A 14,739-nucleotide genomic window follows, 5' to 3' on the forward strand; every position below is an offset into this window, starting at 1 on the left:
CTTTCTTCTTCTCTTCAATACCCCATCTTGCTGGCCACGGGCATACGCCAACCGGTGCCGAAGGCTCGGTCGGTGATCTTGATGCCGGGCGCGGCCTGGCGGCGTTTGAATTCGGCGATCTTGACCAACCGACAGACCTTTTCCACCATGAGCCGATCGAAACCGGCGGCCACGATCTGGTCCACGGACTGGAACCGCTCCACGCGCAGACGCAACACGGCGTCGAGCACGTCATAGGGCGGCAGGCTGTCCTGGTCGGTCTGGTCGGGGCGCAGCTCGGCCGAAGGGGGCTTGTCGAGCACGTTGCGCGGGATGATCTCGCCCTTTTGGGCGTTCACATAGTCGCAAATGCGATAGACCATGGTCTTGGGCACATCGGCGATAACGGCCAATCCGCCGGACATGTCCCCGTATATGGTGCAGTAGCCCACCGCCAGCTCGGACTTGTTGCCCGTGGTGAGCAGCACCAGCCCGAACTTGTTGGACATGGCCATGAGCAGATTGCCCCGAATGCGCGACTGCACGTTTTCTTCGGTTATGTCCGGTTCGCGGCCGGCAAAGGGCGCGGCCAAAGCGCCTTCGAAGGTCTTCATGATGGGCGCTATGGGGATGGTGTGGGTACGAATGCCAAGCCTTCGCGCCAGGTCCAGGGAGTCGTCCACGCTGCCCTGACTGGAATAGGGACTGGGCATGAGCACGCCCACCACGTTGTTCGCGCCCAGGGCCTCCACGGCCACGGCCGCGGTCAAGGAGGAGTCCACCCCGCCCGAAAGGCCGAGGATGGCCCCCTTGAAACCGCACTTGGCCGCATAATCCTTGACGCCCAACACCAGGGCCCGCCAAGCCTCGGACTCCTCGGAAAAGTCGTCCGGGGCGATGCTCGGAGTGAACCCTTCGCCTTCGCCCAGCCCGTCCAGGTCCACGACCAGCACGTCCTCGGCGAAGGCTTCGGCCCGTGCGGCCAGACGTCCAGTGGCGGCGATGGCCATGGAACGTCCGTCGAAGATCAGGTCGTCGTCTCCGCCCACCTGATTGCAGTAGAGAACGGGCAGTCGGTATTTGCGGGCCGCCGCTCCCAGCATCCGTTCGCGCACGGCCTGCTTGCCCAGGGTGAACGGCGAGGCCGAAAGATTGAGCAGGGCGTCCAGTCCCTTTCCGGCCAAGGCTTCCACGGGGTCGCAGTCGTAGAGACGCTTGGCCCAGAAGTCCTTGTCGTTCCAGACGTCTTCGCAGATGGTCACGCCCAGGCGTTTTCCGTCCAGTTCCACCAGTCCCATGCTCTCGCCGGGCTGAAAGTAGCGATCTTCGTCAAAGACATCATAGAAGGGCAAAAGCTTTTTGGGCAGTATGGCCCCGACCTGACCGCCGGACAAAAGCGCGGCGCTGTTGTGGAGAGGTTTGCCCTGGGGCAGGCCGGTGGGCGTGGCCACGCCCACCAGAACGGCCGGCCCGTCGGCCAGGGTCCGCGCCAGGCGCGCAAGTTCGTCCCCCGCGGCCTGGATAAAGGCCGGCGAAAGCAGCAGGTCGCGCGGGGGATAACCCGTAAGGGCCAGCTCTCCGGTAAGGCAGAGCCTGGCCCCCAGGTCTTTGGCCTTGCGGGCGGCCCGGGCGATCTTTTCGGCATTGCCGGCCAGATCGCCCGGGGTGGTGTCGATTTGCAGAAGCCCTATTTTCATTTGAGCATTTCGGCCATGGAGTGAAGCTTGCCCGGCTTTTGGGAGCCGAGCCAGCGCGCGGCGCGCAACGCCCCCTGGGCGAAGGTCTCGCGCGAGTGGGCGCGATGGGTCACTTCGATGCGCTCGCCGGGTCCGAGAAAGTAGACGGTGTGGTCGCCCACCACATCGCCGCCGCGAACGGCCACGATGCCGATCTCTTCAGGGGTGCGCGCGCCCACGATGCCCTCGCGGCAATACTTGCGCGTCGCGTCGTAGTCGCGGCCGGCGGCGGAAGCCAGGCATTGGCCGAGCTTGATGGCCGTACCGCTGGGAGCGTCGGCCTTCTTATTGTGGTGGATTTCGGTAATTTCCATGTCGTAAGCCGGTCCCAGGGCCTGGACCAGCTTGGGCAGCACGGCCAGCAGGGTGTTGACGCCAACGCTCATATTGGGAGCCCAGAACACCAACCCCACTTTGGCGGCTTCTTCGAGTTCGAGCATTTGGTCGTTGGTGAAGCCCGTGGTGCCTATGACCACGGGGTTACCCAGGCGCACGCCCATGTTGGCCGAAGCCAGACTGGCCTCCGGGGCGGTGAAATCGATCACCGTGGCCCCAGGCAGTTTGGCGAATACGTCTTCCATGTTCGTGCCTTTCACGCAATCGTATTTGTCCAGGGAAGCGGCGTTTTGGGGGCGTTCCACCACGCCCGCCAGTCGAAAATTGGGGTCCGCCGAAGCCAACCCGGCCAGGGTTTGGCCCATGCGGCCGCCCGCACCCATGATGATCACGTCGCACACGCTCATGATGACCTCGTTCGTGCTTTAGAAGGTTTCGCCTTGCGCCAGACGCGTGAAGTCGTCCGGCGACAGAACCTGTACTCCAAGGGACCGGGCTTTATCCAGCTTCGATCCGGGATCGGCCCCGGCCACCAGGAAGTCGAGTTTTTTCGAAACCGAGCCGGCCACATCGCCGCCCAGGTCGCGCACCAGGGCCTCGGCCTTGGACCGGGACATTCCCGGCAGGGTTCCGGTAAAAAGAAAACGCTTGCCGGCCAAGGGCTTGGGCCCTTCTTGACCGGAGGTTTCCCGGGGCGCGGCCGTGGGCCATAACCCGAGTTCCTTAAAGCGTTGCATGAGCTTTTTGTTTTCCGCATCGTCGCAAAACGCCCGAATGCTGGCCGCAACCTCCGGGCCGATGTCCTTGAGCTCGGTCAGGCTCTCTTCGGAGGCGGCGCACAACTCGTCCAGGTAGGAAAACCGCGCGGCCAGGGTCCTGGCGGTCTGCGCTCCCACCTGGCGGATGCCCAGGGCCGCGATGAGCCGTTGCAGGGTGGCGGTTTGCCTGGCCTTGGCGATGGACTCCACAAAATTGGACGCCAGTTTGTCGCCCATACGCTCCAGCGGGGTGAGGTCTTCCATGGTGAGGTCGAACAGGTCGGCTGGAGTTTTCACCAGCCCCTTGCCCACCAGGATGTCGATCCACTTCTTGCCCACGCCCTCGATATCGAGTCCATGCTTGGACACGAAAAAAATGATGGATTGCACCACCACGGCCGGACAGGACCGATTGGGACAACGCCAGGCCGCCTCGCCGGGCAGACGCACGGCCGTCTGGCCGCAGGAGGGGCAGACCTTGGGGAAATCATAGGGCTTCAAGCCGTCTGGACGCTCGGCCAGCACCGGCTCCACCACCTCGGGAATCACGTCGCCCGCGCGCTGCACCACCACGGTGTCGCCCTCGCGCAAGTCCTTGGCCCGGATCTCGTCCTCGTTGTGCAGGGTGGCGCGAGACACCTTGACCCCGGCCAAATTCACGGGTTCGAGCTTGGCCACGGGCGTGAGCACTCCGGTGCGCCCCACCTGCACCTCGATGGCCGTCAGACGCGTCCTGGCCTGATGGGCGGGAAACTTGAGCGCGATGGCGAAACGCGGCGCTCTGGCCGTGAATCCGGCCTGGCGTTGCCAATCCAGCCGGTCGAGCTTGGCCACCATGCCGTCCACTTCGTAGGGCAGGTGGTCGCGCCGGGACTGAAGATCGGCGTACAGGGCTTCCACCTGATCAGGCGATTGGGCTTCGTCGCGCAAAACCTCCACCTGGAAGCCAAGTTTGCGAAGCCCCAGCATGGCCTCGGCCTGGGTGCCCCACGGGCTGGACGAATCGGATGGAGGGGCGTCTTGGTCGGGCAGATCGGACACACCTTCATCCAGAAGCGAAAGCTTCACTTCGCGCGAGCGCACGGACCGACCCTGGTCGCCAGCGGCGTCCAAGGAGGCGCGCTTTGGCGTTTGGTCGCCCCCCCCGTCCAACTGAACGCTCCGACTTTCCGATGGGCCGCCCCGCTCTCCTTCCCGGCCGGGAGCTTCGCCGGGGGACGCCTCCGCCCGCGCGGACCCTGCCGCAAGGTTCGACCAATCCATCTCGCCCAACCCGTAGGCGAAAAACTTGAGCGGCCTGCGCGCGGTGATGGACGAATCGAGCTGGCGCACGCTGCCGGCCGCCGCGTTGCGGGGATTGGCGAACACCTTGTCCCCGGCCTCCTCCTGGGCGGCGTTCAGGGCGTGAAAGGCCGCCTTGGTGATGACCACCTCGCCGCGCACCTCCAGCAGGCGCGGCACGGGCAGTCCGGCCGCCCGCGCCCGGACGCGCAGGTCCAGGGGCAGGTTGCGCACGGTGCGCAAATTGGCCGTGACATCTTCGCCGCGTTCGCCGTCGCCACGGGTCAGGGCGCGGGCGAAGCGGCCGTTCTCGTAGATGACTTCCAGGGCCAGGCCGTCGAACTTGGGGTCCACGTAGAACGTCAGTTCGCGCCCCGGCAACACGCGGGACAAACGGTCCGTGAAGTCGCGCCACTCGCCCATGGTCAGGGCGTTGTCCAGGCTGTACATGCGCTGGCGGTGGGGATGGGCCGCAAAGGCCTGGGCCACGGCTCCCCCCACCCTCTGGGTAGGCGAGTTGGGATCGGCCAATTCGGGATGGGCCGCCTCCAGGGCTTGCAGCTCGCGAAACAGGGCGTCGTACTGCTGGTCCGTGATCTCGGGATCGTCCAGCACGTAATAGCGGTGGTTGTGATGCTCGATCTCGGCGCGCAGGTCGCGCACGCGCTGGGCGGGGTCGTTCATGGCGGTTCACGTGCCGGATGGCCGGCTCCAGGTTGCGATCCAGTTCCTACGGCTCAGTAATGATCCCTGTTGAGAGCCTGATTTCCACCGAAAATCACCGGCCAGAGCCGCTCGAAGGCGTGGCCCGTGTTGCCGGCGTCGTCCGGGTCGGCCTCCACCAGTTCCAGGGCCTTGCGGTAAAAGGCTTTCGGTCTGGTCAGGACGCGTTGCCTGGCCACAAACAAGAGCCCGGCCGGGGCCTGGGTGAGAAAGGTTTCCGGCACGGGACCGCGAAAAAGGGTCGCATAGACCTCGCCAACCGGAATGTCCCGAGCATATCCCGGCCATGCGCCCGCTTTTTGCGGGTCGGCCAGGGCGTGGGGCCGCCCCAGGCGGTCACACTTGAGCTTGTACCAGGCAAATCCCGTGAACTTCACGCCAAGACGCGCGTTTTGCACAATGCGTTCGCGCAAGCTGACGACATCCGCGCCCGGTCCCATGTGGTCGAAGGGGTCGGCTTGCACGAAAACCGTGTATTGGGCAAGCGTTTCGTAGCGCCGCACAATGTGGGTCAGGTACGTTTGGGTCTCGCGGCCGACATTGGGCAAGGCCAGCGGGCCCGGCTGGCCGGACTTGTCGTAGACCAGGCAGGGCAGGCCCAGGGCTTTGGTCCAGGCCGTGTCCTCCCGGTAGCGGGCCACGACCACTTCGATTTCGGGCCCGGCCTCGGGAAAGGGGTCGGGATCGCCGCCGGCCGCCACACCGGACTCTGCCTCGGCCGCACGCTCGCCGCCGGCCGCGCGGGCGAATCCGGGCGTGTTTTCTCCCCCGGCGACCGGGGAGACCGAACTTACGGCCTCGGCGTTCACGTGAGTTCCTCTTCCAGCCTGGCCAGGCTGTTGCGGCCTCCCACCAGCACCAGGGTATCCCCGGACGCGAGCACTTCCTGCGGCTGGGGATTGAACAACATGCTGCCATCCGGCTTTTTCACCGCGATGACGATGACGTTGAAACGCTGCCGCAACTTGGACTCGATCAGGTTCTTGCCCGCGTACTGGCTGTCCGGGGCCACCACGAGCTCTTCCATCTGGAGGTCTTGGCAATCGCCCCGGGTGGCCAAGTCCATGAAGTTGACCACCGTGGGCCTGAGTACGGACTGGGCCATGCGCAATCCGCCGTAGAGATGGGGATAGAGCACCTGGTCCGCCCCGGCCCGCTTGAGCTTTTGCGTGTGGTCCAGGGAGTTGCACCGGGCCACGATGCGTATCTCGGGATTGAGCTGTCTGGCCGAAAGCGTGACGTAGACGTTGGCCGATTCGTCGGTCAGGGCCGCGATGAGCGACTTGGCCCGGGAGATGCCCGCCGCCTCCAGCACTTCGTCGCGGGTGGCGTCGCCGGCCACGTGCAGCACGCGTTCGCGCACCAGTTCCTCCACGATGACCGGATCTTTTTCCACCACCACCACTTCCACCTCTTCGGCCATGATCTCGCCGGCCGCGATGGACCCGATGCGCCCGTAACCGCAGATGATGATGTGCCCGGACATTTTGCCGATGGTGCGTTGCATCCACCGCCTCCCGAAGATGTTTTGGATATGCCCGTCCACGAGCAGTTGCACGAAAACGCCGGCCAAATAAAAGAAGCTGCCCACGCCGGTCATGATGACGAACATCATGAGTATGCGGCCCGACGTGTCGAGCTTGTGCACTTCGCCGTATCCCACGGTGGAGAGCGTGGTCACCACCATGTACACGCTGTCGATGAAGTCCCAGCCCTCCAGCCACATGAGGCCGATGACGCCGATGCAAAACACCAGGCTCATGGCCCCCACGCCGGCCACCACCGGCCACAGCACGCCGAAGCGCCGCTTGAGCCGGGCCGTGCGCCCGTGCACCCATGCGATCCTCACGCCTCACCTCCGGCGTCGCGCCTGGTCTTGAGCGCGGCGATGGCGTCGCGCAATTCGGCCGCCCGTTCGAACGCCAGGTCCTTGGCGGCGGCGCGCATCTCGCGCTCCAGACGCTTGACGGCCTTGTCCGCGTCTTCGTCGCTCATGACCTGGTCCATGATCCGCTCCACGAAGCTGGCCTCCCGTCTCTTGGGGGACTTTTCCGACTTGGCCTGGGTGTAGATGGCGTCGAGGATGTTGTCCATCTCCTTGACGACGCTGACCGGGGTTATGCCGTGCTCCAGGTTGTGGGCCTGCTGCTTGGCCCGGCGACGCGCGGTCTCGCCCATGGCTTCCTTCATGGACCGGGTCACCTGGTCGGCGTAGAGCACCACTCGGCCTTCCACGTTGCGGGCCGCCCGGCCGAAGGTCTGGATGAGCGAGCGCGTGGAGCGCAAGAAGCCCTCCCGATCGGCATCGAGAATGGCCACCAGGGACACCTCGGGAATGTCGAGCCCCTCGCGCAGCAGGTTGATGCCCACGAGCACGGAGAACTCCCCGGCCCGCAGCGCCTGGATGATGGCCACCCGCTCCAGGGTGTCGATGTCCGAATGCAGATAGCGCGACACCACCCCGTGTTCGTTGAGGTAGGCGGTCAGCTCCTCGGCCATGCGCTTGGTGAGCGTGGTGACCAGCACCCTGCCGCCGACCGCGACGCGTTTTTTGCATTCGGCCATCAGGTCGTCCATCTGTCCCTTGGTGGGGCGCACCTCCACTTCGGGGTCCACCAGGCCTGTGGGACGGATGATCTGCTCCACCACCAGGCCTTGGGCCCGGTCGAGCTCCCAGGGTCCGGGCGTGGCCGAAACGTAGACGGCCTGTCCGATGCGGGCCTGGAACTCGTCGAAATTGAGCGGCCGGTTGTCCAGGGCCGAAGGCAGTCGAAAGCCGAAGTCCACCAGCGTGGACTTGCGCGAAAAGTCGCCGTTGAACATGCCGGCCACCTGGGGCACGGTAATGTGGGACTCGTCCACGAACAGAATGAAATCCTTGGGAAAATAGTCGAGCAACGTGGCGGGGGGCTCGCCGGCCCTGCGCCCGTCCAGATGGCGGGAATAGTTTTCTATGCCGTTGCAGTAGCCCAGCTCCTCTATGGTTTCCAGGTCGTAGAGGGTGCGTTGCTCCAGGCGTTGGGCTTCGACCAGGCGATTGTTTTCCTTGTAGAAAACAAGGCGCTCGCGCAGCTCGTCCCGGATGTCGTTCATGGCCCGAACCAGATTGTCGCGGTCCGAGACGTAGTGGCTGTTGGGGAAGACCAGGGTCTTTTCCACCCGACCCAGCACCTCGCCGGTCAGGGGATCGGTCTCGGTCATGGCGTCGAGCTCGTCGCCGAAAAACTCCAGGCGCAGGGCGCGCTCCCGACTGTAGGCGGGAATGACCTCCAGAATGTCTCCGCGCACGCGAAAAACGCCTCGATGGAAATCGTAGTCGTTTCTTTCGTACTGGATTTCCACGAGCTTCTCGATTACTTGTTCAAGGCTTATGCGTTGCCCCACCGTGAGGGACAACACCATTTTGGCGTAATATTCCGGCGAACCCAGGCCGTAAATGCACGAGACCGAAGCCACGATCACCACATCGCGCCTGGTGAGCAGGGAGTGGGTGGCCGCATGGCGAAGCTTATCGATATCCTCGTTGATGGAGGAGTCCTTCTCGATGTATGTATCGGTGCGGGGCAGGTAGGCTTCCGGCTGGTAGTAGTCGTAATAGCTCACGAAATATTCGACGGCGTTTTGCGGGAAAAGTCCCCGGAACTCGTTGTAGAGTTGGGCCGCCAGAGTCTTGTTGGGGGCCATCACCAGGGCCGGACGCCCCGTGCGGGCGATGACCTGGGCCATGGCGTAGGTCTTGCCCGTGCCGGTGGCGCCGAGCAACACCTGGCTGCCGACTCCGGCATCCAGGTTGGCCACCAGTTCGGCTATGGCCGCGGGCTGGTCTCCTTGAGGCACGTACGGGCTGACCAGCTTGAAGGGGCCGCCGGAAAAGGAATGCATTTCGTCGGATGTAGTCACGCGTTCTCCCACCGCTGCTGGAGCGCGGTCAATGTACGGTCTTGCAGGCCATAAAACAATACGTGCGGAGGCCACTTATGGATATCGAAATCGTACCGGACGACGGCTCCCTGGTCATCGACAGAGTCTGGTCCATTTCCATCGTCATCAAGTCGTTCAAGGGACGCCGGGACGTTGAAGTCCATCTCTTCCGCCCCGAATGGACCCAGGAAGAAGAGGATATTTACGACTGGGATTACCTCATCGGCGACCCCATCCATCCCGACTTCGACGACAACCTCTATTCCGGGCGCAAACTGGTGATGGAGTCCTTCACCGTCGACGAACGAGACCAGTTGGTGAACTATCTCAAGGAGCGTTACGCGGGCAAATTGTCGGCCATTCGCTCCTGTCCCATCGACCTGCCCGTGCCCATGGGCATCGCCGCCCTTTCCGACCTGACCGAAGGCAAGGATATGGGGTTCATCAACTTCGACAAGATTCCCAACTATCCCTTGGGGTTCCCGGCGCGGGGCTTTTTCGACCTCAGCCAGCACGCCCCCTTGGTGGAGGCTGATCTGCGGTGAACAGCGTCTGCGTTTTCTTGGGCTCCAACCTGGGGACCTCTCCCGTGTACGCCCAGACGGCCCAGTCCCTGGGACGGCTCCTGGCCGAGCGGGGCCTGACCCTGATCTACGGCGGGGCCAAGAACGGCCTCATGGGCGTTCTGGCCGGCGCGGTCCTGGCCGCCGGCGGCCGGGTGGAGGGCGTCCTGCCCCGCTTTCTCAAGGACAAGGAACTGGCCATGCCCGGACTCGCCAGCCTGCACGAGGTGGACTCCATGCACCAGCGCAAGGCGAAGATGGCCGCGCTTTCCGACGGCTTCATCGCCATGCCCGGCGGGATGGGCACTCTGGAGGAAATCTTCGAGGTGGCCACCTGGGGCCAACTGGGACTGCACCCCAAACCGGTGGGGTTTCTCAACATCGCGGGATACTACGATCAATTGGCTGGATTCGTGTCGCACATGGTGGATCAGGGCTTTCTCAAGCCGCAACACCGGGACAACCTGCTCTTCGACACCGACGCGGCCACCCTGCTCGCCCGCATGCACGACTTCAAACCGGTGATGACCGGCAAATGGATGGGGCTGGAAAAAGCCTGATCCCCCGTCCTCCCCCGGCCGCAAGGCCTGGGTTTGCGAGGACGAAAACCCATGTATCGAGAGCCCGCCGGAAGTCATCCTCCGGCGGGCTCTCGCGTTCGTCGCCGCGCTACAGGTAGGTTTCGGGCGCTTTGCGCTCCTGACAGTTGGCGTTGAGCCAGTGCACCAGTTTCATGACGCGCGGGTCGTCCAGGGTCCTGGCCCCCACGGGACAGGCCCGCACGCAGGCGCAACAGCGAATGCACGCGCCGGGGTCGGTCGTCACGACGCCGTCGAAAGTGATGGCCGCCGTGGGACAGACCGAAGCGCACTCCTCGCACAGGGTGCAGGTTTCCTGGTCGGTGGAGGGCGCTATGTTCTGCAGAATGTTCAATGCATGGTAGGGAAACTGCCCGGGCACACCGATGGGCTCCACGGCGTCCAGAGAGCCCATGCTCTTCAGCTTGTCGCCAATCGCCTTGCCGAAGGCTTCGGCCCGGTTGAGATCCTCGCTGTCGGGACGCCCCACGGCCACGGGCAGGGCGTCCCGTGAATAGGAATGCTCGCCGATGAAGGCCCCGGCGGCCACGGGCGTAAACCCCGTCTCCAGGGCCAGGTCGCGAAGCTCCAGTAGGGCGTCTTCGTAGGCCCTGTTGCCGTAGACCACGACCACAACGGCCAAGGCGTTCTCACCCCGAACGCGGCGAAGTCGGGCCGCGGCGTCCACGGGAAGCCGCCCCCCGTAGACCGGGGCGGCCAGGACGGCCAGTTCCCCGCGAACGGGTTCGTAGTCGCGCCGGGCGCTTTCCGGTCCGGTCAGGTCCACATGGCCGACGGACGAAAATCCGAGTCCTCGCGCGACAGCCTCCAGGACCTGTTTTGTGGTGTGCGTAGGGGAAAAGTAGATCAACTGAACCGCATCGATATCCATGTCTCATCCTCCTTCTCGCAAGAAACACCGTTCGCCGAAGCGGAGGCCGCCGTGGGCCGGCGGGACAGCATGGCCGCCCCGCCTTTCGAGCCCACTCGTGTCGCGTCTTTGAAAAACCGGTGGCGGTTTTTCAAAAACACGACGGAGAATTCAACGCGTTATCCACGAAACAGTCCCCGCCCGTTTCGCCAGCGCCGCGCTACAGGTAGGTTTCAGGCGCTTTGGGCTCCCGGCAGTTGGTGGTGAGCCACTGGGCCGCCTGCAGGATGTGGGGGGCCTCCATGACCCTGGCGCCCGTGGGACAGGCCCGCACGCAGGCCATGCACCGTATGCACAGGGTGGCGTCGGTTTTCACGCCGTCGTCGTCGCAGGTGACGGCCTCGGTGGGACAGACGGGCACGCACTCCCCGCACTTGGTGCACGTTTCCTCGTAGGTGACCGGAGCCACGACCGGCATGACCTTGCGCTCCTTGTACGGAAAGTTCCCGGGCACGGCGATGGTCTCCGCGGCGTCCAGGTCCTGAAGGCCTTGCAGCTTGGCGGCGACATTCTTCCCGAACGCCTCGGCCAGGCTCATGTCCCCGGCGTCCGGCCGACCCACCGCCACGGGGGTGGCATCGCTGGAATACGAATGCTGGGCGATAAAGGCCGCGGCGGCCACGGGCTTGAATCCCGAAGCCCGGGCCAGGTCGCGAAGCTCCAGCAGGGCGTCTTCATAGGCCCGGTTGCCGTACACGACCACCACGACCGCCGGAGCGTTTTCGCCCTGGAGGCGTTGCAGCCGGGCGGCGGCGATTCCCGGAACCCTTCCGCCGTAGACAGGCGTGGCCAGAACGGCCAGTTCACCCCGTATCGGCGCGTATTCCTTGCGGGCGGCTTCCGGGTCGGTCAGGTCGACATGCTCGACGGAGGAAAAGCCAAGCCCCCGCGCGATACCGTCCAGAACCTTTTGCGTGGTTTTCGTGGGGGAAAAATAGATCAAACGAGCCGATGTGATGTCCATGTCGTCTTGTCCTCCTTGTGCTTGAGATGTCCAGCCGTCGAGGCGGGTCGGAGCAAAGCCGGGCCGAGCGCCAAAGCGCGACCGCTTCGCCCCGGAAACATCGAGCCGTGGACGGAGCGGTTCGCGTGGGCGAAACGTGTGCGCGTAGCCAAGGAAGAAAAAAGGCCGGCGCGAAGCGAAGTCGGCCGGCCGGAACGTCCCTGGCGTTTTCGCCGGGACCGTTTGGTCTTTGCCTTTATTCCAACTCCCGCCCCAGACGCAGCTTTTGGCGTACGTCGGAAAATTCCCGCTCCAGGCTTTCCAGTCTGGCCAGCAGGCGTTCTTCCTTGGGCGTGCGCTGTTGCACTTTACGCACGGCCCCGTGTTCGAAAACCAGTCTCCGGTCGGCCCCCAGGGCCAGCACCGGATCGTGTGTGGCGATAACCACAATCTTATCGCTGCTCAGAAGCAAGTCAACAGCCTTGCGCTTGTCCACTCCGGCATTTTCGATTTCGTCTATCAAAAGCACCGGGGCGTAGCTCAAAAGCGCCGTATCCGCGATCATGAGCGCGCGCGACTGTCCGCCGGAAAGCTGGGTCAACTGGGTCGCGGGTCCGAAAGGCTCGCCCGCCAGGGCGTTCGCCGCGTCCAGCACCCGGTCGGCCGTGCCTTCCGGGTCGGAAACCTCCCGGCTCATGGCGTGGGTGACCACGAAATCGCGCACGTTCATATCCAGTACGAAGTTCATGTTCTGGGTGAGTTGGGCCACCAGACGCCCTTGCAGGTCGAAGCGCAAGTCCGCGTCCGGGGCCAGGCCGTTGAGCAGGACGGAACGACCCGTGGGCGTGTCTCCCCAGGCCAGGGATTCGATGTCCGCCAGAAAGCGGCTCTTGCCCGACCCGGTGGCCCCGAGCAAGGCCGTGATCTCTCCGGGACGCAACACCGTGTCGGCCGCTTCCGGCCGGCCGGACTTGTCCCGCCCGGCCGTCACGGTCAAACTTTCCAGCGCGGTCAAATCAAGCGACTCCAGCACGTTTCTCCCCAAATCTGGCCTTTTTCACGTTTCCCTTCTGGTAGCGTTGGCCAAGACGTGTTTCGGAAAGGCAATACGAACACACAGCGGCGGGCATGGAAAAGCGCAGCTTCATCTCTTCCACGCTGTCCACTCCCGGGGCCCGGGCCACAATGGCGGCAAGCCCCGCCAAGCCCTGGCCCGTCAGCCCGTTCACATGGCGGATAACGGCCCTCCCGTTCATCTGGCGGATGCGGTAGCGGTACACTTCTCGCTCAGCCTGGCTCACCAGGTCGCCCTTGGTCACGGCCACCACGTCGGCCAGACGCAACATGGGACCGATCTTTTCCGGCGCGTCCACGCCCATGAGGTTGTCGATGACGCAAAGCCCCAGCACCCCGCGAATGTGCGGCGAGCACCGGTTGCACAGCCCCGCCGTCTCGATGACGCACAGGTCGGCCCCGGTGTCCTTGGCCCAGGCGTGGGCCTCCTCCAGGTTGGTGGCCAGAAAGTGGTCCGGGCACAGTCCGCCGGACAGGGCCACAGTCACGGGCAGTCCGGCCGCCCGGTACAGGTCGTCGTCGCGGGTCTGCAGGCAGTCGAACTTCACCACCGCGCAGTTCAGTCCTTCGGCGGCCAGGTGGGCGCAGGTCCTAGACACCACGGACGTCTTGCCGCACGAGGGCGGTCCGGCCACGGTGACGAGCTTCATCGCCGCTCCTGGACCAACAGGCGGAAGGTGGCGTTCAACTGGTCGCGCAAGGTGTTGACGTCGTGTTGTTCGATGAAGTCCCACCCGACCCATTTGAGCCGCGCCTCTTTGGGAAGGGCCGAGGGCACCGACCCGTCCAGGGGGGCGAACCAGCTCGAACTGCCCAGCCGGGAAAAGTCGTGCACAAAAAAGTCGATGAGAGGGCGCAGCCGTTCCTGTTCGCTTTTCTTGGCGATAAAGTACAAGGGGCTGGCCGATGCGCCGTCCTCGGGCCAGACCACGCGCAAATGGCTCGGCAGCTTGACGCTCAGGGCGAAAAAACAGGGGATGATGAACACCGCGCCGGCCCGTTTGTCGCCCGTGCCGGCCACGGTCACCATGGTGGAGGAGTGCATGAGCCCCTTGGCCGCGCCGGCCAGGCTCTTCAAGCCCTCCATGCCGAAGTCCTTGTACATGTTGAGCACCACGGCGTCGGCCATGTCGTCGCCGTCGCCGCACATGATGATCTCGCCCGCATACATGGGATCGAGCAGGTCGGCCCAGACCCGTGGCGCCGGACGCTTGCCCAAGCGCCTTTCGTCCACCAGAAAGATGTAGGGCGTGGAGCCGTAGACCGTGTAGCGCCCCTTGGGGTCGATCAGTCCGGCCTCGCTGTAGAGGGGGCTTATTTTCTCGGGCAAGACCGCGCCCATGATCCCCTTATCGAGAAACCGGGCCGCGAAATCGCGCTTCCAGAAGTCGCCGAATCCAATGGAGGCGATGATGTCGGGCAGTTTGTCCGCATCGGTCATTCGGCACACCGGATCGTACGGGTCCACGGAGGTGCAGCCCATGGGAATCTGGATCGTGAGATCCCGTCCGGCCAGGCTCTCCTGACGCTGGATGTCCTCGATGCGTTCCTTGACCAAAAGCTTCACCGGACACGGAGCGTAGAGCAACAGGTCCGTATGCTCGGGAAGGGCCTTGGACGCCTCCTGATCGGCGCTCAAGGAAAAGATCAACTCGTCGAGACGCTTCACGAAAGGCCTCCCTCAACCGGCGCGAGAAGGCGAAAGCCCGTTCTGCCGATTACGGAATTGTAGGGGAATTCGAAGGTGACGCACAAAATTGAATGACATTTCTGTCTCGAACCACACGGCCGCTTCCTCTGTCGCGACCGCGCCCGATCGGCCTCGGAAATGCGCGACGCCCGGCGTCGCGGCGTGTTGCGGAACAATTGTCTGCGGGTCATGGCGGAAACCTCGCGTTTACGGGTTCGGGGCGGGA

Annotated in this window: 13 protein-coding genes; 2 read left to right on the forward strand and 11 right to left on the reverse strand. The window is 64.3% G+C overall.

Annotated features, from left to right (window positions below; all coding sequences use genetic code 11):
* Nucleotides 1-14 precede the first annotated feature (14 nt).
* Genes ACYQ01_RS02570 through uvrB form a run of 6 tightly spaced genes read right to left on the reverse strand, consistent with a single transcriptional unit; the run spans nt 15 to nt 8,695 of the window.
* On the reverse strand, nt 15-1,676 hold the full coding sequence (locus ACYQ01_RS02570) for an NAD+ synthase (RefSeq protein WP_459932270.1): 1,662 nt from the start codon (nt 1,674-1,676) through the stop codon (nt 15-17).
* Complete coding sequence (dapB, locus tag ACYQ01_RS02575; protein ID WP_459932271.1) at nt 1,673-2,458, reverse strand: 4-hydroxy-tetrahydrodipicolinate reductase; 786 nt, start codon at nt 2,456-2,458, stop codon at nt 1,673-1,675. Before dapB ends, ACYQ01_RS02570 begins: the two co-directional genes overlap by 4 nt.
* A gap of 18 nt (nt 2,459-2,476) precedes the next feature.
* The gene (gene ligA / locus ACYQ01_RS02580) at nt 2,477-4,774 is read right to left on the reverse strand and encodes an NAD-dependent DNA ligase LigA (protein ID WP_459932272.1); all 2,298 of its coding nucleotides are present in this window, start codon (nt 4,772-4,774) and stop codon (nt 2,477-2,479) included.
* Nucleotides 4,775-4,827: 53 nt separating this feature from the next.
* Complete coding sequence (locus tag ACYQ01_RS02585) at nt 4,828-5,622, reverse strand: DUF3431 domain-containing protein (protein WP_459932273.1); 795 nt, start codon at nt 5,620-5,622, stop codon at nt 4,828-4,830.
* Nucleotides 5,619-6,662, reverse strand: a complete 1,044-nt coding sequence (locus ACYQ01_RS02590; RefSeq protein WP_459932274.1) for a potassium channel family protein — start codon at nt 6,660-6,662, stop codon at nt 5,619-5,621. The genes ACYQ01_RS02585 and ACYQ01_RS02590 overlap by 4 nt, the downstream gene beginning before the upstream one ends.
* Nucleotides 6,659-8,695 (reverse strand): excinuclease ABC subunit UvrB, encoded by a 2,037-nt coding sequence (gene uvrB / locus ACYQ01_RS02595; RefSeq protein WP_459933876.1) that lies wholly within the window; start codon nt 8,693-8,695, stop codon nt 6,659-6,661. The genes ACYQ01_RS02590 and uvrB overlap by 4 nt, the downstream gene beginning before the upstream one ends.
* A 95-nt stretch (nt 8,696-8,790) precedes the next feature.
* On the opposite strand from uvrB, the gene ACYQ01_RS02600 reads away from it, so the two are divergent.
* Both ACYQ01_RS02600 and ACYQ01_RS02605 read left to right on the forward strand, forming a co-directional pair.
* The gene (locus tag ACYQ01_RS02600) at nt 8,791-9,279 is read left to right on the forward strand and encodes a hypothetical protein (RefSeq protein ID WP_459932275.1); all 489 of its coding nucleotides are present in this window, start codon (nt 8,791-8,793) and stop codon (nt 9,277-9,279) included.
* Complete coding sequence (locus ACYQ01_RS02605) at nt 9,276-9,857, forward strand: LOG family protein (RefSeq protein WP_459932276.1); 582 nt, start codon at nt 9,276-9,278, stop codon at nt 9,855-9,857. Before ACYQ01_RS02600 ends, ACYQ01_RS02605 begins: the two co-directional genes overlap by 4 nt.
* A 109-nt stretch (nt 9,858-9,966) precedes the next feature.
* Here ACYQ01_RS02605 and ACYQ01_RS02610 read toward each other — a convergent pair whose 3' ends face one another.
* From ACYQ01_RS02610 to ACYQ01_RS02630, 5 genes are all read right to left on the reverse strand, one after another.
* On the reverse strand, nt 9,967-10,767 hold the full coding sequence (locus ACYQ01_RS02610; RefSeq protein WP_459932277.1) for a 4Fe-4S binding protein: 801 nt from the start codon (nt 10,765-10,767) through the stop codon (nt 9,967-9,969).
* A gap of 199 nt (nt 10,768-10,966) precedes the next feature.
* On the reverse strand, nt 10,967-11,770 hold the full coding sequence (locus ACYQ01_RS02615) for a 4Fe-4S binding protein (protein WP_459932278.1): 804 nt from the start codon (nt 11,768-11,770) through the stop codon (nt 10,967-10,969).
* 235 nt (nt 11,771-12,005) lie between these two features.
* Entirely contained in the window at nt 12,006-12,782 is a 777-nt protein-coding gene (locus ACYQ01_RS02620; protein ID WP_459932279.1) for an ATP-binding cassette domain-containing protein, read from the reverse strand.
* Nucleotides 12,766-13,473 carry a GTP-binding protein gene (locus tag ACYQ01_RS02625; protein WP_459932280.1) on the reverse strand — a complete coding sequence of 236 codons (708 nt, stop codon included), beginning with the start codon at nt 13,471-13,473 and terminating at the stop codon, nt 12,766-12,768. The genes ACYQ01_RS02620 and ACYQ01_RS02625 overlap by 17 nt, the downstream gene beginning before the upstream one ends.
* Nucleotides 13,470-14,492: an ABC transporter substrate-binding protein gene (locus ACYQ01_RS02630; RefSeq protein WP_459932281.1), complete on the reverse strand. Its 1,023-nt coding sequence runs from the start codon at nt 14,490-14,492 to the stop codon at nt 13,470-13,472. The genes ACYQ01_RS02625 and ACYQ01_RS02630 overlap by 4 nt, the downstream gene beginning before the upstream one ends.
* Nucleotides 14,493-14,739 lie beyond the last annotated feature (247 nt).

Source organism: Fundidesulfovibrio butyratiphilus (assembly GCF_054657235.1).